At 70.1% G+C, this 18928-nt stretch carries 15 protein-coding genes; 4 read left to right on the forward strand and 11 right to left on the reverse strand.

The annotated features are described in order from the left end of the window. Window positions 1-73: 73 nt before the first annotated feature. Together AC0VYL_RS15715 and AC0VYL_RS15720 are read right to left on the reverse strand one after the other, a co-directional pair. Entirely contained in the window at window positions 74-487 is a 414-nt protein-coding gene (locus AC0VYL_RS15715) for a YchJ family protein (protein WP_475453765.1), read from the reverse strand. A gap of 326 nt (window positions 488-813) precedes the next feature. Then, on the reverse strand, window positions 814-1413 hold the full coding sequence (locus AC0VYL_RS15720) for a histidine phosphatase family protein (protein ID WP_475480595.1): 600 nt from the start codon (window positions 1411-1413) through the stop codon (window positions 814-816). 197 nt (window positions 1414-1610) lie between these two features. Here AC0VYL_RS15720 and AC0VYL_RS15725 point away from each other — a divergent pair, with 197 nt between their 5' ends. Further along, window positions 1611-2342, forward strand: coding sequence for a class I SAM-dependent methyltransferase (locus tag AC0VYL_RS15725; protein ID WP_475453771.1), 732 nt, complete (start codon window positions 1611-1613; stop codon window positions 2340-2342). A gap of 58 nt (window positions 2343-2400) precedes the next feature. Here the strand turns inward: AC0VYL_RS15725 and AC0VYL_RS15730 are convergent, their stop codons facing one another. The 7 genes from AC0VYL_RS15730 to metH all read right to left on the reverse strand — a co-directional run bounded on the left by AC0VYL_RS15730 (window position 2401) and on the right by metH (window position 13873). After that, window positions 2401-4185 carry an ABC transporter ATP-binding protein gene (locus AC0VYL_RS15730; protein ID WP_475480596.1) on the reverse strand — a complete coding sequence of 595 codons (1785 nt, stop codon included), beginning with the start codon at window positions 4183-4185 and terminating at the stop codon, window positions 2401-2403. A gap of 68 nt (window positions 4186-4253) precedes the next feature. Continuing rightward, a complete protein-coding gene (locus AC0VYL_RS15735; protein WP_475453777.1) occupies window positions 4254-5267 on the reverse strand; it encodes an ABC transporter permease in 1014 nt (337 codons plus the stop codon). 94 nt (window positions 5268-5361) lie between these two features. Then, the gene (locus AC0VYL_RS15740) at window positions 5362-7110 is read right to left on the reverse strand and encodes an ABC transporter substrate-binding protein (protein WP_475453780.1); all 1749 of its coding nucleotides are present in this window, start codon (window positions 7108-7110) and stop codon (window positions 5362-5364) included. Between the two features lie 97 nt (window positions 7111-7207). After that, entirely contained in the window at window positions 7208-8239 is a 1032-nt protein-coding gene (locus tag AC0VYL_RS15745) for an ABC transporter permease (protein WP_475453782.1), read from the reverse strand. 625 nt (window positions 8240-8864) lie between these two features. Next, a complete protein-coding gene (locus tag AC0VYL_RS15750) occupies window positions 8865-9365 on the reverse strand; it encodes a cellulose synthase (protein WP_475480597.1) in 501 nt (166 codons plus the stop codon). Between the two features lie 227 nt (window positions 9366-9592). Further along, window positions 9593-10306, reverse strand: a complete 714-nt coding sequence (locus AC0VYL_RS15755; protein ID WP_475453787.1) for an HAD family hydrolase — start codon at window positions 10304-10306, stop codon at window positions 9593-9595. Between the two features lie 93 nt (window positions 10307-10399). Next, complete coding sequence (gene metH, locus AC0VYL_RS15760; protein ID WP_475480598.1) at window positions 10400-13873, reverse strand: methionine synthase; 3474 nt, start codon at window positions 13871-13873, stop codon at window positions 10400-10402. 299 nt (window positions 13874-14172) lie between these two features. On the opposite strand from metH, the gene AC0VYL_RS15765 reads away from it, so the two are divergent. Together AC0VYL_RS15765 and AC0VYL_RS15770 are read left to right on the forward strand one after the other, a co-directional pair. Further along, window positions 14173-15012 (forward strand): PAC2 family protein, encoded by an 840-nt coding sequence (locus AC0VYL_RS15765; RefSeq protein ID WP_475453792.1) that lies wholly within the window; start codon window positions 14173-14175, stop codon window positions 15010-15012. A gap of 233 nt (window positions 15013-15245) precedes the next feature. Beyond that, window positions 15246-16442 carry a glycosyltransferase family 4 protein gene (locus tag AC0VYL_RS15770; protein ID WP_475453795.1) on the forward strand — a complete coding sequence of 399 codons (1197 nt, stop codon included), beginning with the start codon at window positions 15246-15248 and terminating at the stop codon, window positions 16440-16442. Window positions 16443-16487: 45 nt separating this feature from the next. Here the strand turns inward: AC0VYL_RS15770 and AC0VYL_RS15775 are convergent, their stop codons facing one another. Both AC0VYL_RS15775 and AC0VYL_RS15780 read right to left on the reverse strand, forming a co-directional pair. Beyond that, entirely contained in the window at window positions 16488-16916 is a 429-nt protein-coding gene (locus AC0VYL_RS15775; protein ID WP_475480599.1) for an ABATE domain-containing protein, read from the reverse strand. A gap of 129 nt (window positions 16917-17045) precedes the next feature. After that, window positions 17046-18266, reverse strand: coding sequence for a hypothetical protein (locus AC0VYL_RS15780; RefSeq protein ID WP_475480600.1), 1221 nt, complete (start codon window positions 18264-18266; stop codon window positions 17046-17048). 104 nt (window positions 18267-18370) lie between these two features. Between AC0VYL_RS15780 and AC0VYL_RS15785 the strand changes: the two genes are divergently transcribed. After that, window positions 18371-18919 carry a nitroreductase family deazaflavin-dependent oxidoreductase gene (locus tag AC0VYL_RS15785; protein WP_475453803.1) on the forward strand — a complete coding sequence of 183 codons (549 nt, stop codon included), beginning with the start codon at window positions 18371-18373 and terminating at the stop codon, window positions 18917-18919. The last annotated feature ends 9 nt before the right edge of the window (window positions 18920-18928 follow it).

The following is an 18928-nucleotide window of genomic DNA, read 5'->3' on the forward strand; positions in this document are numbered from 1 at the left end:
TGTGCGCGGTTCCTTCCTACCGTCTCGCACCGACGCCCCGTGTCCGCCCGGTCACGGGCCCGGAACACGGGCCCTACAGGGCGTCGACGTAGACCCACGCGCCCCCGTGGCGCAGGAACCGGCTCCGCTCGTGCAGCCGCGCGGTCTGTCCGCCCTCCCGGTAGTGGGCGCGGAACTCGACCGTCCCCTCGTTGTGGAAGGGGGTGCCCTCCCCGGTGGAGAGGATCTCCAGCCGGACCCACTCGGTGGCCGGATCCAGTCCGACGTCGGCCGGGCGGGTGTCCGGGTGCCAGGATCGGAGCAGGTAGGCCTCGTCACCGACGGCGAAGGCGCTGTACCGCGAGCGCATCAGGTCCTCGGCGGTGGCCGCCGCGGTGGAACCGTCGTGCAGTCTTCCGCAGCACTGGCCGTACGTCCTCGTCCTGCCGCAGGGACAGGGGCGGTCGGCGGTCGGGGACGGCTGGTGACGTGGGGCGCGCTTCGACATCCCTCCATTGTGGCGGCTGTCCGGGACCTGCGCGGACCCGGCGGCGGGCGTCCGCGCCGGGAGAGGGTCCGACACGGGCGACCGGCCGGGCGGGGGCGTGTGTCCGACGAACACTCCCTACGGCCCGGGGTGGTTGGGGTGGCGAGGGTCGGGGGGCGGGAGCGAGCGGGGCGGGGGTCCGTCATCGGGAGCGGGGCGTGGACGAGGGATCGGGAGTACGTTTCCTGTTCGCGCTTCGATGTCCATCCACGGGAACCGTACCCAGAACACCGGTGCGCATAAAACCCGAAATCACCTTTTCCTCGCGCCCGATCCTTTTCCGGTGATCAATCCGACGGATCCCAGGAACGGTTCCAGGAGGTCAGCACGGGGCGCCCGTGTTCCGTTCCGAGTGTGCTGACCGAACCGGTGTCGAGTCGGAACAGCGCTCCGCCCGAAGGCGGCAGTCCCAACCTCCTGGCGGTGAGTACGCGCAGGAGGTGACTGTGGGCCACCAGGGCCACGTCGCCCCGTTCCAACGCGGCGGAGAGGTCGTCGAGCACGCGGTCGGCCCGCGCCCCCACCTGTTCCGGGTTCTCTCCGGGGAACCCCACGGCGCCCGAGGGCACCCCGTCGGTCCACAGGTTCCAGTCGGGCCGCTCCCGGTGGATCTCGCGGGTGGTGATCCCCTCGTAGGCCCCGTAGTCCCACTCCACGAGATCGGAGTGGGTCTCGGCGCCGCCGAGTCCGGCGAGTTCGGCGGTGCGCACGGCCCGGCCGAGGGGGCTCGTGAGCACGAGCGCGAACCGCCGGTCCGCCAGCATCGGACGCACCGACCGCGCCTGCCGCTCGCCCTCCTCGGTCAGTGGCAGGTCGGTGCGGCCGGTGTGCCGACCCACCCTGCTCCACTCGGTCTGTCCGTGCCTGACCAACACCAGTGCGCCCATCCGGGCTTCCTGCCCGGTACACGGTCAGCGCATTCTCCCGCACACGAAAAGCCTCGGCGGACCGGTTCCAGGAAAGCATCATAAACCCGAACAAAGAATGACCTCTCCTTCCCAAAGGGGCGGTCACCTGGCGCGAAGATAGGATTCGAGTCGATTCACCAGCACGAACGCAGGCCACCCCCAGGAGGAAAAGAGAAATGCCCACCGTTGACTGGAATCGCCGGACCTGGGGCGGCACGCACTCGTGGGAGCGGGACGGAGACGAATGGGCCCACATGGCGGCGTACTGCGGCCAGCCCTACGAGGAGTGGAAGGCCGGACTGGTCGAAGAACTGCTCGTCCCGGGGGCGTCCCGGGGCACCGCCCTGGAGGTCGGCCCGGGACACGGCCGCTGGACCGAGCACCTCCTGGAGCGGTCCTCCGGTGTCTGGATCGTGGACGTCAACGAGAGCTGTCTGGACCGTTGCCGTGAGCGGTTCGCCGACCGCGACGGCCTGAACGTCCACCACACCCCCGGGTACTCGATGGAGCCGGTTCCGGACGCGTCCGTGGCGTTCGTGTGGTCCTTCGACGTCTTCGTCCACCTGGAGCCGGACGTGATCGTCGGCTATCTCGGGGAGGCCGCCCGGGTCATGGAACCGGGGGCGACCGCGGTGATCCACCACGCGGGCAAGCCCGACTGGTCTCTGCGGCTGGCCCCGGTGAACCGCCGCGCGGGCCGCCCCGGCAGGATCGCCCAACGGTGGCTGAGCCAGCGCCGGTGGCGCGACGACGGCAACCGCTCGGACGTCTCACCCGAGGCCTTCGCCCGCTGGGCCCGGGAGGCGGGGCTGGAGGTCACCGGACAGCGCACCTCGTGGGGCCCGGACGGCCGGTACACCGTCGACAAGTACCGAGACTGCGTCACCGAACTCCGCAAGCCCTCCTAGAACACGGGGCCCCGGCCACTGTCCTCCAGCGGCCGGGGCCCCGTCACAGCGGCGGCGGTCAGGCCGCGGCGTCGGCCGCGCGCCTGGCGACGCGCTCCGCGCGCAGTTCGCGGGCCTCGTCGGGGTCCAGAACGGGGGCGGCGGTGAGCAGCTGCCTGGTGTAGTCGCTCTGCGGGTTCTCGTAGACGGAGTCGCTGTCACCCATCTCGACGATCTCGCCCTTGCGCATGACCGCGACGCGGTCGCTGACCTGGCGCACGACGGCCAGGTCGTGGGCGACGAAGATGTAGGTGAGGCCGAAGTCGTCCTGGAGTTCCGAGAGCAGGCGCAGCACCTGGTCCTGGGTGGACACGTCCAGCGCCGAGACCGGCTCGTCGCAGATGATGAGCTTGGGCTTGAGGATCAGCGCCCGCGCGATGGCGATGCGCTGGCGCTGGCCGCCGGAGAACGCGTGCGGGAACCGGTTGTAGTGGTTGGGCTCCAGGCCCACCCGCTCCAGCAGCTCCTGGACCTGGGAACGGATCTTCCTGCCGTCCCGCTCTCCCTGGACCCGCAGCGCGGTACCGATGCTCTCACCGATGGTCAGACGCGGGTTCAGCGAGGAGTAGGGGTTCTGGAACACCATCTGCACGTCACGGCGGAGCGGACGCAGTCCCCGCTCGGACATGTGCGTGATGTCCCGGCCCTCGAACTCCACCGTGCCCTCGGTGGGCTCCAGCAGCCGCATGACCATCCTGGAGAGCGTGCTCTTACCCGACCCGGACTCCCCCACCACGCCGAGGGTCTCACCCTTGTACAGGTCGAAACTGACGCCCTTGACCGCCCAGAAGTCGGTCGCCTTGCCCCACATGCCACCGCGCACCTTGAAGCGCTGGGCCACGTCCTGCACCCGGAGCAGCGGCTCGCCCTCGGTCGAGGCCGGGACGAAGGCCTCGAAGCCACCCGGTTCGGTGACGGTGCCCTCGCGCTTCTCCCGCTCCACGCGGTCGGCGCGGTCCTGGGCGCGGCGCTCGGCCCGCGACATCTCCACCCGCGGCACGGCGGCCAGCAGCGCCTGCGTGTAGGGGTGCTCGGGGGCCGACAGCACCCGGCGCACGTCACCGCGCTCCACGGCCTGGCCGTGCCGCATGACCACCACCTCGTCCACGGAACCGGCGACGACGGCGAGGTCGTGGGAGACCAGGATCAGCGCCATGTTGAGGTCGCGGCGCAGCTCGTCCAGCAGGTCGAGGATGCGCGCCTGCACGGTGACGTCCAACGCGGTGGTCGGCTCGTCCGCGAGCAGCACCTTCGGGTCGCACATCAGACCCATCGCGATGACCACGCGCTGGCGCATACCGCCGGAGAACTCGTGCGGGTAGGAGTTGATCCGCTTGGCGGGCTCGGGGATACCGACCCGCTCCAGCGCCTCCACCGCGCGCTGCCGCGCGGCCGCCTTGCCCGCCTTGGGGTGGTGCACCAGGTAGGCCTCGACCAGCTGGTTGCCGATCGTGTACTGCGGGTGCAGCGACTGCATCGGGTCCTGGAAGACCATCGCGATGTCGTTGCCGCGCATGGAGCGCAGCTTCTTGTCGCTCGCGGTCACCACGTCCTGCCCGGCCACCTCGATGGCCCCGGTGATCCGGGCGCGGCTGCCCCGGTGCAGGCCCATCAGCGCCAGCGAGGTCACGCTCTTGCCGGAACCCGACTCACCCACGATGCCCAGCGCGCCACCGGCGGGCACCTCGAAGGAGAGCCCCTTCACCGCGTGGACGTCGCCGTCCATCGTCGGGAAGGTCACCCGCAGGTCATCCACGCGCACGACTGCGTCAGAGGCAGCCGATGCCGGTCCGGTCGAGGCCATGTCACATTTCCTTCAGTAGAGCTGGTCTGGAGTCAGCGCTCGGCGCGCTGGGGCGTGTGCGGCGCGCCCTACCCGGCGATGCGCACCCGGGGGTCGACGACCGGGTAGAGGAGGTCGACGATCAGGTTGCAGACGACGATGAACACCGCGCCCATGAGCGTGACGCCCAGGACGACGGGCAGGTCCTTGGCCACGATCGAGGTGATCGCGTAGGCACCCACACCGTTGAGGGAGAACACCGTCTCGGTGAGGATCGCGCCGCCCAGGACCATGCCGATGTCCAGACCCAGGATGGTGACGATGGGAGTCAGGGTGGGACGCAGGGCGTGCTTGAAGATCACCTTGCGCTCGCTCAGGCCCTTGGCCCGGGCGGTGCGGATGTAGTCCTCGTTGAGGGTCTCCAGCATGCCCGCGCGCGTCTGCCGCGCGTACTGGGCGGCGTGCAGGAACGCCAGCGTCACCCAGGGAAGGAACATGACCTGGAACCAGGCCACCGGGTTCTCGGTGAACGGCACGTAGCGCGAGACCGGGAACAGGCCCCACTCGTGCACCAGGAAGGCGAGGGCGAGCAGACCGGTGAAGTAGATGGGCAGGGAGACGCCGATGAGGGCGACGCCCATGGCCAGGCGGTCGAAGATGCTGCCCTTCTTGACAGCGGAGAGCACACCGACGGCCACACCGCCGACGACCCAGATCACCGCGGCACCGAGGCCGAGGGACAGGGTGACGGGGAGCCGGTCCAGGAGCTGCGGCAGCACCGGCGAGTTCGTGGTGAAGGAGTAGCCGAGGCACGGGGCCGCGCACTCGACCGTCTCACGGCCGAAGGTGAACTCCTGGCCGAACAGCAGCGTGCGGATGAAGTCGATGAACTGGACCGCGACGGGCTGGTCGAGGCCAAGGCGCTCCACGGTGGCGTCGAGCGCCTCCGGAGTGGGCGCCTTGCCCACGTACATCGCCGCCATGCCGTGCGGGGTGACGCCCGCCCACCTGGGGAGGACGTAGAAGATCCAGAAGGTCACCGCCGTGACGACGGCGAGAAGCAAGAGACCCGCACCAAGGCGGCGGAGAACATAATTCAGCATCGCGGTCGGCGGCGGGGACACCCGAGGGATCGCCTCGGGCTCCCCGCCGCTTTCACCTGCCTTCTCGTACTAGTTCAGGCTGGTAGTTCGGGACCTAGCCCCGGTCGACGCCCAGCGCCATGAAGTCGTACATCATGTACGCGGGGTGGTAGTAGGCGTTGGTCAGCTCGTCGGAGCGGTAGATCAGCGTCTTGTCGAAGACCACCGGCAGAATGGCGGCGTTCTCCATCACGAGGGTGTCGATCTTGGAGTAGAGCTCGGCGCGCTCCTCCGGGTCCTCGGTCTTGAGGGCGTCGTCCCAGAGACCGTTGATCTCGGGGTCGTCGAGCTCGGAGGTGTTGAAGTTACCGGTCTCCATGATCGCGTCGCCGTGCGTGATCTTGGAGGCGAAGCCGTAGCCGCTCGGCCAGTCCGGGCCCCAGCCCGAGACGCTCAGGCCGATGTTGTTCTCACGGACGTAGTCCTGCGAACCGGCGTACTGACCGAAGAAGTCCCCGGACGGGAACGACTTGATCTCGACGTCGATGCCGACGCGGGAGAGCGACTGCTGGAGCGCCTCGGCGGTCTGGACGTCCTTCTCGCGCTCGGTGCGGACCGCGATGTTGGTCTTGAAGCCGTCCGACTCGCCGCACTCGTCGAGCTTCTCCTGGGCCTTGTCCAGGTCACCCTTGTGGTCCTCGGACGGGTACAGGTCCGACTCGACGTCGGAGCCCGGGATGGCCGGGGGGAGCAGGCTGGTGGCGCGGTCGCCACCGGTCGCGCCGCCCCAGGCGCGCCACATGCTGTCGCGGTCGGCGGCGTACATGATCGCCTGGCGGCAGGCCACGTCCTCGATGATCGGGAGGTGGATGTTCACGTAGCGCAGGGCGCCGGAGTACGGGTTGTCCAGGTTGCCCTGGGCGGCCTCGTCGTCGAGCAGGCGGGCGTTCATCGCCGGGCCCACGCCGGTGCCGGCGAGGTCCACGTCGAGCTCACCGCTGAGCAGGCGCTCGTCGATCTCGTCCTGGGAGACGCCGATCTCGACCTCGATGCGGTCGGGCAGGGCCTGACGGACGGGGTCGGTGTCGCCGTCCCAGTGCTCGTTGCGCTCCAGGTTGAGCTTGACGCCGGGCTCGTACTGGCCGTCGAACTTGTACGGACCGGAGGAGACGACCTTCTCCTGGTACAGGGCCTCGCGGTCGGCCTCGATCGGCACCGGGGCGGTCTGCGGCTGGGTCAGCACGTTGGGGAACTCGGCGAACGAGTCCTTGAGGTGGAAGACCAGGGTGTGGTCGTCCGGGGTCTCGATGGAGTCGAAGCCCGCGAGCGGGTCGTCACCGTTGTCGTAGACGTTGTGGTCGTCCTGGTCCAGGTGGGCCTTGAAGTACTGCGGGCCCTCGGTGAACACGCCGCCGTTGAAGTTGGAGCGGGCGATGCCGTACTTGATGTCCTGGGCCGTGATCTCAGTACCGTCCTCGTACTTGAGGCCCTCCTGGATCTTGACGGTCCACTCGGTGAAGTCGTCGTTCGGCTCCGGCAGGTCCGCCGCCATGTCGGGGATCAGGTCCGTGGCCTTGTCGCCCGGCTCGGGGTTGAAGGCGAGGAGCGTACGGGCGTAGTAACGGGAGAAGTTCCAGTTGAACGCGTAGTACGTGTTGCCCGGGTCGGTGGAGTCGAAGTCCGCGGCGAGCGCGTACTTGAGCGTGCCTCCGGCCTTGTCCGAGGCGTTGACGACCTCGGTGGAGCCGAGGTCGAAGCTGCCGGCCGAGTCGGAGCCGCCGCCGGTGGCGGCGCCGCCGCAGGCGGACAGGAAGAGGGACGCCGCCGCGCCGAGCGCGACGAATCCGAGGGTGCGCTTCATCAAGGAAGTACCTCTCTGAACCTGGTGTGGGGATGGTCGGACGATGGGTTGACCGCTGTCCGTGCGGGGCGGGAGACGGGCCTCCCCGCGCGGGCTCGGGTCAGTCCGAGGTCCGGGGATCGAAGGCGTCGCGCAGGCCGTCACCGAAGAGGTTGAACGCCAGGACGGTGATGAAGATGGCCAGACCGGGGAAGATGATGAAGTAGGGCGCCGTCTGGTAGAAGGGCACCGCTTCGGAGAGCATCTTGCCCCAGCTCGGCGTGGGCGGGTTGATGCCGACGCCAAGGAAGCTCAGGGCCGCCTCGAACAGGATGTTCGTGGGGATCAGGAGCGTGGAGTAGACGATGATCGGCGTGACCAGGTTCGGCAGGATCTCCTTGAGGAGGATGTGCCGGTTGCTGGCGCCGAGGCTCTTGGCCGCCTCGACGAACTCGCGCTCGCGCAGGGCGAGTGTCTGTCCGCGGACGATGCGGGCGATGTAGGGCCAGTTGAAGAACCCGATGATGAAGACGATGACGCCGATTCTCAGCCCGTTGCCGGTCAGGCCGAGGACGCCGTCGGGGATGACGCCGACGAGGGCGATCGCGAACAGCATCAGCGGGAAGGCCAGGAAGATGTCCATGGCGCGGCTGATGAGGGTGTCGACCCAGCCGCCCATGTAGCCGGCGATGATGCCGAGCAGGGTGCCCAGGGCGACACAGACCAGCGTGGCCAGGAACGCGACCAGCAGGGAGATCTGGGCACCGTAGAGGATGCGGCTGAACAGGTCGCGACCGGTCGTGGGCTCGACGCCCAGCAGGTGGTCGGAGCTGATGCCGCCCCAGCGGTCGATGCCCGCGTCCGGGTTCTCGGGGTCGAGGTAGGGGACGCGACGGCTCGGGTCGATCAGGTCCTGGTGGAACTGGGTGGGCGGGTGCCCGAACAGCTTGACCAGGAAGGGCGCGAAGATCGCGGCCAGGATGAGCAGGACCACGACCAGGCCGGAGACCATGGCGACCTTGTCGCGGCGCAGTCGTTGCCAGGCGATCTGCCTCAGGGACCGATTGTCGGCGTCGCTGCGACCCGAGGCCGTCGCGCCGGGTTCCGAGTCGACCGGCTCGGCCGACTCAGGGGCATGCGAGGGCGCGCTCATCAGGCCACCACTCTCCACTCATACGCTTCTGGCCGAGGGGACTGATCCCACGCGTGAGCCACTTGGGGGTGACCCTTCCGGGTCTCACGGTGGGGCCTGCCGGTTCTCGACTCTGGCTGGCGTGGGCGTTGGACCGACGGGGCGAGAGGGTGGCCCGTCTCGTCGGTACTGGCACGCGACGTGCCCGACCGTTGAGAGGTTGGGCACAATCACGGACCTTTCCGCCCGGGATGTTACACAGCGACCAATTTACTCGCCCTTTGAGTGCATGTCGTCCAAAGTCTGCCTGTGTAGCCAAAACGTAACAAACGCTAACAAACAACCCACATGACGACTAAAGCCCACAAACCACGCAAAGCACGTATTCATCGGACGACCAGGGCTGAGCTGGCACAAGACCGGAACGCGCCCCCGCCAACGATACGGTCAAAACCGCGCGAACCATCCCGATCCATAGGTTCTATGGCAAGTGCTATGAAACTGTGAGTACCCGCTAGATTCCTCAACGTGAAGCAGGCCACTCAGGGGTGCGCTCCGCGCCACAACCCCCGGTGCCGCACCCCGAACACGGACGAGGGCGGCCCCGCATTCGCGGGACCGCCCTCGTCGTCGGAGAAGGTGTCGGCTACTCGATGCCGCGCTTGCGCAGCAGCGCCTCGATGTCGTCGAAGTCGTCGTCGGCGGCGGGCGCCTTGGTCTGCTTCGGGGCGTTGACCTGGCCCGCGGGTGTCGGCGCGGCCCCGGCCGCGGGGGCTCCCCCGTCCTCCGTCCTGGCCCGCGCCTTGTCCTCGGGACGCGCACCGGGCCTGACCCCGATGCCCCTGGACTTCATGAACCCCGATACCACGTACAGGACCACCATCAGCACGGCGAGGCCGAGGCCGACCCACGACTGGAGTTTGAAGGCCATCGTCAGCAGGATGCCCAGCACGCCGAGGGCGAACTGCAACACCACGTCCATCAGCAGCAGGAGGCCCGCGATCACGGGCAACAGCGACCAGGCGACGCCGCGCAGGCCGTAGGCCGCGCCCTTCCTCCGCCACACGAAGTAGGAGATGACGAAACCGACCGCCGTCAGGGCCGCCCCCAGCCCCATACCGACGTTCTCACTCAAAGTCTCAGGCATGCGACCAGTCTCCCATCCCGCGTCCGAACGCACATCCGGCCGATCCCCTAGGGCGTGTGTCCGCCGAACACCCCGGGCGCGCCCGGCCGGAGACGGCGGTCGGGGGCCGTGCGGCCCGCTCCCCCGCCCCACGCTACCCACCCGCGGGCGGGTCACCAAGGGACCGGGCGCGTGCGGGGCGGATGACGCGTGGGACAACGGGAACGAGGAGGACCGGCGGTCCGCGCTCAGGCGCCGGAGACCAGCGACTCCAGCCACTCCAGGTCGACGCCGACCAGGCTGTCCCGGAAGACCACGCCGTCACGGGGCTCGATCTCCACGTGGTTGGGGATCGCGACGGTGACGCACCCGGCGTCGGCGGCGGAGGCCACCCCCACCACCGAGTCCTCCACCGCGACGCAGCGCGCGGGGTCCACGCCGAGGCGGCGCGCGGCCCTCAGGTACGGGTCGGGGTGGGGCTTGTTCGCGTCCACCTCGTCACCGGCGACCGAGTCCGCGAAGCTCTCCAGGCCGATGCCGCCGATGGCCGTCTCGATCAGGGTGCGTTCGGTGGAGGTCACCAGGACCGCCGGGACCCCGGCCTCGGCCAGCATGGTCACCAGTTCCTTGGCGCCGGGGCGCAGCTCGGCCCCGCCCTCCAGCTTGGCGCGGAAGCGGTCGTAGAGCAGGTCCGCCACCTGGCGCGGGGTGAGGTGGTCGGCCCCGGTCAGCTCGATGATGTAACGGCCCACCGGCTCGGCGGCGTTGCCCACGTTGGCCGCGTGGTCGACCTCGGTCCACTCGCCGCCCAGTTCGGCGACCAGCTCGGCCTCGGCCTCACCCCACAGGTGCTCGCTCTCGATGAGGGTGCCGTCCATGTCCAGCAGGACGGCCTGGAGACGGCGTTCCACCGGGGCGGCGGTCTCGGTCACTTCGGAACTCACTGTGCTCAATTCGCTCATCTCGACTCGTGGCGTGGTGGGTGGCCGGTGGTGCTGACCCATGGGGAGGGCCCCGCCGTGGTCCTTCGTCGGCGGGGCCCACACCTCAGCGGGTCAGACGTTGAAGTATGTCGCCTCCGGGTGATGGATGACGATCGCGTCGGTGGCCTGTTCCGGAACGAGCTGGAACTCCTCGGACAACGACACCCCCACCCGTTCGGGCTCCAGCAGCCGGACGATCTTGGCGCGGTCCTCCAGGTCCGGGCAGGCGCCGTACCCCAGCGAGAAGCGGGCGCCCCGGTACCCGAGCTTGAAGAAGGCGTCCAGCTCGGCGGGGTCCTCCCCCGCGAAGCCCAGCTCGGCGCGGACCCGGGTGTGCCAGTACTCGGCCAGGGCTTCGGTGAGCTGCACCGACAGCCCGTGCAGCTCCAGGTAGTCGCGGTAGGCGTTCTTCTCGAACAGCTCGGCGGTGGCCCGGCTGATCGCGGCCCCCACGGTCACCACCTGGAAGGAGACCACGTCCAGCTCCCCCGACTCCTTGGGCCGGAAGAAGTCGGACAGGCACAGGTGCCGGTCCCTGCGCTGGCGCGGGAACGTGAAGCGGGTGCGTTCGGTGGCCCCGTCGTCGTCCAGCACGACCAGGTCGTCACCCTCGCTGTAACAGGGGTAGTGGCCGTGCACGACCGCGGCCTCCAGCAGGCCCTCGGTCTGGATACGGTCCAGCCACATCCGCATGCGCGGACGGCCCTCGGTCTCCACCAGCTCCTCGTAGGTGGGACCGTTGCCGCCACGGGAGGCCTTGAGCCCCCACTGCCCCATGAACGTGGCGCGTTCGTCGAGGAAGGCGGCGTAGTCGGCCAGCGGGATGCCCTTGCTGATCCGGTCGCCCCAGAACGGCGGGGTGGGTACCCGGTTGGTGGTGGAGACGTCGCTGCGGGCGGGCATCTCCTCGGGCTCGGTCACCTTGAGGGTGGCCCCGCGCCTGACCCGGCGCTGGCGCAGTTCGGGGAGCTTGGCTCCCTCCTCGCCGCGCTTGACGGCCATGAAGGTGTCCATCAGGCGCAGGCCCTCGAAGGCGTCCTTGGCGTAGCGCACCTCGCCGCCGAACATCTCGGCCAGGTCCTGCTCCACGTAGGAGCGGGTGAGCGCGGCACCGCCCAGGAGCACGGGGAACCGTTCGGAGAGGCCCCGGGAGTTCATCTCCTCCAGGTTCTCCTTCATGATCACCGTGGACTTGACCAGGAGACCTGACATGCCGATCACGTCGGCCCGCCGCTCCTCGGCCGCCTCCAGGATCGCCGACACCGGCTGCTTGATGCCGAGGTTGACCACCTCGTAGCCGTTGTTGGACAGGATGATGTCCACGAGGTTCTTGCCGATGTCGTGGACGTCGCCCTTGACGGTGGCGAGCACGATGCGGCCCTTGCCGTCGTCGTCGCTCTTCTCCATGTGCGGTTCGAGGTAGGCGACCGCCTTCTTCATGACCTCGGCGGACTTGAGGACGAAGGGCAGCTGCATCTGGCCGGAGCCGAACAGCTCACCGACCGTCTTCATCCCCTCCAGGAGGGTGTCGTTGACGATGATCAGCGCGGGGCGCTCGGTCAGGGCCTCGTCGAGGTCGGCCTCAATGCCGGTGAGCTCTCCGTCGATGATCCGGCGCTCCAGGCGCTCCCACAGCGGGAGGGCGGCCAGTTCCTCGGCGCGGGAGGCCTTCATCGCCTTCGCGTCGACCCCCTGGAACATGTCGATGAACTCCGACAGGGGGTCGTAGTCGCCCTCGCGCCGGTCGTAGACGAGGTCGAGCGCCACCTTGCGCTGGTCCTCGGGAATCTGGTTGATCGGCACGATCTTGGAGGCGTGCACGATGGCCGAGTCCAGGCCCGCCTGGACGGCCTCGTGCAGGAACACGGAGTTGAGCACGATCCGCGCGGCCGGGTTGACGCCGAAGGACAGGTTGGACAGACCGAGGGTGGTCTGCACCTCCGGGTAGCGGGACTTGAGCTCGCGGATGGCGTTCAGGGTCTCGATGCCGTCGCGGCGGGTCTCCTCCTGCCCCGTGGTGATGGGGAAGGTGAGGCAGTCGATGACGATGTCGCCGGTCCTCAGCCCCCAGTCGCCGGTGATCTCGTCGATCAGGCGGCTGGCCACCCGGACCTTCCACTCGGCGGTGCGGGCCTGACCCTCCTCGTCGATGCACAGGCCGACCACGGCAGCGCCGTGCTCCTGGACCAGGCGCATGATGCGGGTGAACCGGGAGTCGGGCCCGTCGCCGTCCTCGTAGTTGACCGAGTTGACCACGGCGCGACCGCCGAGCGCCTCCAGCCCGGCCTCCAGGACGGGGGGCTCGGTGGAGTCGAGCATGAGCGGCAGGGTGGAGGCGGTCGCCAGGCGCGAGGCGAGTTCGCGCATGTCGCGCACGCCGTCGCGGCCCACGTAGTCGATGTTGAGGTCGAGCACGTGCGCGCCGTCGCGGATCTGGTCGCGGGCGATCTCCACGCAGGCGTCCCAGTCCTCGGCCAGCATGGCCTCGCGGAACTTCCTGGAGCCGTTGGCGTTGGTGCGCTCACCGACCGCCAGGTAGCTGGAGTCCTGGCGGAAGGGGACGCTCTGGTAGAGGGAGGACGCCGCGGCCTCGACCAGCGGTTTGCGGTTCTTCAGGCCCCGGCCCTGGACCCGTTCGACGACCTGGCGCAGGTGCTCGGGGGTGGTGCCGCAGCAACCGCCGACGAGGCTGAGCCCGAACTCGGAGGTGAAGGTGTCGTGGGCGTCGGCCAGCTCCCCCGGGGAGAGGTTGTAGACCGCGCCGTGGGGGCCCAGCTCGGGCAGGCCCGCGTTGGGCATGACGGAGATCGGGATGGGCGAGTGGTGCGACAGGTAGCGCAGGTGCTCGCTCATCTCGGCGGGCCCGGTGGAGCAGTTGAGGCCGATCACGTCGATGTCGAGCGGGGCCAGGGAGGTCAGGGCGGCACCGATCTCCGAGCCCATGAGCATGGTGCCGTTGGTCTCGATGCTGACCTGGGCGATGATCGGCACGTCCCGGCCCAGGGACGCGCGGGCGCGCTTGGCGCCGACCACGGCGGCCTTGACCTGGAGCAGGTCCTGGCAGGTCTCGATGAGGATGGCGTCGGAACCGCCGTCGATCAGCCCGTGCGCGGTCCGCTCGTAGTAGTCGCGCAGGAACGTGTAGGGCGCGTGGCCCAGGGTGGGCAGCCGGGTTCCGGGTCCCACCGAGCCCAGGACGTAGCGGGGCTGGTCGGGAGTGGCGTAGGCGTCGGCGGTCTCGCGGGCGATGCGCGCCCCGGCCTCCGCGATCTCGTAGGTGCGGTCCTCGATGCCGTACTCGTAGAGGCCGCCGTAGTTCGCGGAGAAGGTGTTGGTCTCCACGCAGTCGGAGCCGACCTCGAAGAAGGCGGCGTGGGTGTCCCGCACGATGTCGGGGCGGGTGAGGTTGAGGATGTCGTTGAGGCCCTCGTGGCCCTCGAACTGGTCGAGGTCGAGATCGTGCGCCTGCAACATGGTGCCCATCGCCCCGTCCGCCACGATCACTCGCTGGGACAGTGCTTCACGGAACGTCCGTCGATCTCTCATGTTCAACAACTCTAGTCTCGGGGCACCGCGGGGACCCAGCTCGATCCCGGTGATGCTTGGCACGGGGACCTGCGGTGCCGGGTCGACCCGCGACGCGGGGCGGTGCGGGTTCGGCGTCCGGGGACAGCGGTGTCCCGGTCAGTCGCTGGTCGCGAGGGTACCTCATGGGCGTTTCGCCACGTGAGACAGGCGTCCCAAAGTTGCGCCCGGGGCCAATGTTGACGGTCTCCGTCGACGGTTTCTCGCTCGGCTCGGCACCCCATAGGGTGGTGTGGTCCGTCTTCAGGAAGGGGCCGCCCATGATCCCGCTCGACCGCGAGCTCGTCGAGCCTGTCATGGTGGCGGCGTTCGAGGGATGGAACGACGCCGGTGAGGCCGCGAGCCTCGCGGTGGCGCACCTGTCCGAGCACTGGAACGCCACCGAGCTGTGCGCTCTGGCCCCGGACGACTACTACGACTTCCAGGTGACGCGGCCGAGGATGACGGTGACCGAGGGCAAGCTCACCGAGATGGAGTGGCCCACCACCCGTGTGCGGGTGGTCCGCCCCCCGGGGGCGCGCCGCGACGTCGTCCTGGTCAGCGGTCCCGAACCGAACATGCGCTGGCGCTCCTACACGGCGGACCTGCTGGCCATCGCCCGTGAGCTGGGGGTCCGGCGCGCCGTGGTCCTGGGCTCGCTGCTGGCCGACGCCCCGCACACCCGCCCCATCCCGGTCACGGGGATGTGCTCCCCGGTGGAGCTGGGCGCCAGGTTCGGGCTGGAGGCGGCCACCTACTCCGGTCCGACCGGGATCGTGGGGGCCGTGCACGAGGCGTTCAGTGCCGTGGGCGTGGAGACGGTGTCGCTGTGGGCGGCCATCCCGCACTACGTGGCGCAGCCGCCCTGCCCGAAGGCGACCCTGGCGCTCCTGGGCTGGGTCCAGGACTTCGTGGAGGCCGAGGTCCCCCTGGGCGACCTGCCCGAGGAGTCCGTGTCCTGGGAGGCCGGGGTGAACGATCTCACCGCCGAGGACGAGGACATCGCCTCCTACGTGCGCGGGCTGGAGGAGGCCAAGGACACGGTGGACCTCCCCGAGGCGACGGGAGACGCCATCGCCCAGGAGTTCGAGCGCTACCTGCGCCGCCGCGACGACGGCTGAGAAGGCCGGGAACCTCCGCTGACCGGGACTGAGGTCCCGGTTTTCTGTTACCTCATCTTTAGGCCATTATGGATACCTTGCGGACAATGGCTCGCGGATCGGGGGAACTGGGCCAGGTTCCCGAAGCGCGCGGTACGGGGGTACGCGCACCTCGGGACCGCGCGGGGCGCCGTCCTCCGAGGCCTGGGACAAGTGCCCGTCCCGACCGCGCGGGGTGGGGTCTGGGGCAACTTGTGAGGATCGCATTCGTCATCGCCAACGGCTACGCCATGGGTGGCACGGTCAGGACCGTGCACAACCTGGCACGGGGGCTGTCGGCGCGCCATGAGGTGGAGATCGTCAGTCTGGTCCGCAAGCGGCGCAAGCCGTTCTTCACACCCGACGCGAACGTCGACCTCGTTCCTCTGAGCGACGAGACCGACGAGTCGCGGGTCAGACTCCCCCGACAACGGGTCCTGGATCATTGGTATCGGAAGGCCGAACAGATCATTCCGGAGCCCGAACGGCGCCGGAACAAGAACTTCACGCCGGAGGCGGTCACCGGTCTGCGCCGCTACCTGCGCACCACCAAGGCCGACGTGGTGATCGGGACCCGCCCCGGGATCAACCTCCTCCTTGCGGAGTGGGCGCCGCCGCGCGTCCTGACCATCGGTCAGGAACACCTCAACCTGGGCGAGCACAACCCCAAGGTGCGCAAGGCGATCAGCAAGGTGTACCCGCAGCTCGGCGGCCTGAGCGTACTCACCGAGTCCGACCGGACCGCCTACCAGGAGCTGCTCCGTTCCAGTGACGCCTGGCTGACCGCGCTGCCCAACGCGCTGGAGCCGGGTGAACCGCCCCGGTCCACCCTGGAGGCGCCGATCATCGCGGCCGCCGGGCGGTTCTCCCCGGTCAAGCAGTACCCGCTGCTGGTGGAGGCGTTCTCGCACGTGGTGGCGGAGCACCCGGAGTGGCGGCTGCACATCCACGGCGGCGGGGACCGGGACGAGGAACTGCGCGAGACGGTGCGGCGCCTCGGCCTGGAGGACAACGTGGGCCTCATGGGCCGGACCACCGACATGCTCGGTGAGCTGTCCAAGGCCTCACTGCTGGCGGTCAGCTCGCGTGTGGAGGGGTTCGGGATGACCATCATCGAGGCCTTCTCCGTGGGGGTGCCCGTGGTGAGCTTCGACTGCCCGCACGGTCCCAGGGAGATCATCGACGACGGCCGCAACGGCCTGCTGGTGCCGCCGCAGGACACCGAGGCCCTGGGTGCCGCGCTCAACCGCCTGGTGTCGGACCGGGAGGAGCGCCACCGCATGGGCGCCGAGGCGCTCGCCTCCGCCGCCGACTACGGGCTGGAGGACGTCACCACCCAGTGGGAGGCCTTCCTGGAGCGGCGTCTGGCCGAGCGGCCGCGCAGGGGTCCGCTGGCCTCGCTGTTCGGCTGAGCCCGGAGGGGCCGCCCCGACCGCTCGCGGGCGGGGCGGCCGGGTTCACAGGCGCAGGCGGCGCCACTCGCCCGTGGCGAGGACGGCGGCCCACGCCCCGGCGACGCGGGCCAGGCCACGGCGGACCTCGTCGACGACGGCGGGGGCCAGCGGGGACTCGGCCTGCTCGGCGGGCTCCAGCCGCACGGTGACGCGCAGCCCGTCCAGGACCTTCTGGGCGCGGCCGAGGGCCTCGGGGTCCGGGGCGTTCTCCTGGTCGAGCAGGGCGCGGATACCGTCGCGCAGCGTGATGGCCTCGTCGAGGTCGGCCAGGGTGATGGGGATGGCGCCCTCGGTGACGAGTCGGTGCTCCCTCAGGAACCGGGCCAGGTCGGCGCGGTCGGTGAGGCGGCCGCCGGTCGAGACGAAGTCAGCGATGAGCTCCGCGGCGGCGCTGGGCCGGGTGGGGGTACTGGTCGTGGTCATGGGCGCCATCCCATCACGCCCCACTCCGCGTTGGTGGCGATTCCGCGATGTCGTGGCCACAGGTGGTCACCACCGTCACCACCGAACCGGACACTGGCGAACAAGTCACCCATCGGCGCCCCATGCGGACCCCGATCATCAGGGGGTGGCGGCCAGGGCCGCCAGGGCCTCGCGGTCCGTGGGGAGGCCGAGGCTCCGGAGGACGAGGGCCGGATTCGCGGCACCCGTGCCCCAGAGTCGGTCGTTGTCGACCACCGCGCCGAGGTAGGCGCGCTGGAGCCCGGTGGGGTTCCCGACCCCGGACGCGGTCGCCCCCTCCTCGATCCCGAGGGCGAGGCGGAGCAGACCGCGCAGGTCGGCCTCGCACGTGAACGGACCGGCCATCGCCGCCAACGCGCGGAACACGGGCAGCAGGTCGGCGGCGTCCTCGGGCCCGGAACGGCTCACCAGGGCGGCGACCAGCGCGAACCGGACCTGACCGGAGAAGTATCCGGGGCGGTCCTGGAACCAGGCGTCGGCGGCGGCCGGGTCGACGAGGGCCGCGCGGAGCTCCCCGAGTGCCACGGGGTCACCCGCCAGCCCCTCCGACAGGGCCGCGCAGACGCGTATCGCCTGGTCGGGGTGGGTGAGGAAGGCGGAAGTGTCCCGGCCACCCTCCACCAGGGCCAGGACGATCGCCGCCCCCTCGTCCCGGTTCTCCGCGAGGTCCGCGGCGCCCGAAAGGTCCACCGGCGCGTCGACCAGTCGGCTCAGGGCGCCGCTGGTCGTCACCGCCCGCTGGCGGACCCGGCCGTCCGCGTGCGTGAGCAGCGGCCGCACCGCCCCGAGCAGCGCCGGCGCGGCTCGACGCAGGTCACGCAGGGCCGCCTGGAACACCGAGTCCAGGAGCGGGTCCTCCCAGATCTCCTCGTCGCCCTCCGCGTCGCCGTCGGCCATCCCGGACAGGAGGGCGTCGAGCTCGCCCCGCCGCTCCCCCGGGTCGGCCGCCCCGTCCAGGTCGGAGAGCGAGCGGCCGGCGGACAGCTCCGCGACCGCGCGGGCCGTGGCGGCCAGGAATCCGAGCAGGTGCAGGCGCAGCGGTTCGGCGGGGGAGCCCGCGGCGAACGGGTCCCCCACCGGCAGGTCGGACACCGGGTCCGTCAGCAGACCGGCGACGAACAGAGCGGCGGGCGGGGTGGCCGGGTAGACGGTCCCCTGGTGCAGGATGGCACTGTTCAGGTAGCCCAGCGCCTGCTCCCGGACCTCCTCCTTCTCGGACAGCAGCCCGGCGAGGAACTCCGGTGCGTCGGTGGCCGGACCATAGGCGTGGAAGGTCCTCGACCAGTCGGTCGAGTGGAGGATCTCAGCTCTGGTGTCCATGGCCGCATCATGGCAGCGGGCACCGACCGTTGGCGTGGCGTCCCGGCCTCCGCCCCGCGCGGCTCACTACACTCGGGCGCTGGAACCCAGCTCAGGAGGCCTCGATGACGTTCGCCCAACCCCCGCGCGACCCGCTCGGGCGCGCACTGTACCGCGCTCCGATCTGGATCTACCGGCTGGGCCTGGGACCGCTCCTGGGCGGGCGCTTCGTCCTGCTCACCCACCGGGGGCGTTCCACGGGCGAGGCACGGCAGGCGGTGCTGGAGGTGCTGGGCCGCAACGACGACACGGGGGCCGTGCTCGTGGCGTCCGGGTACGGGGACCGGTCCCAGTGGTTCCGCAACGTCCGCGCGGAACCCCGCGTGCTGTTCCAGATCGGCAACCGGCGTCGGCGGGGTGTGGCCGAACCGCTCCCCGCACGGGAGTCCGGTCAGGTGCTCGCCCACTACGCGCAGGAGCACCCGGTCGCGGCGACCGAGCTGATGCGGGGACTCGGCCACGACGTGGCCGACGGACTCGACGACTTCGAGCGGATCGGGGCCGACCCCGTGAACGGGGTCCCCGTGGTGCGGCTGCTCCCCGACGCGGAGACCGTCCGCTTCCCCGACTTCACCGCCCCCACCGGGCCGGGGATACCCCAGCCCAGGGCCTGAGACCGGGCT

This window comes from Nocardiopsis sp. iso_238 (assembly GCF_056173325.1).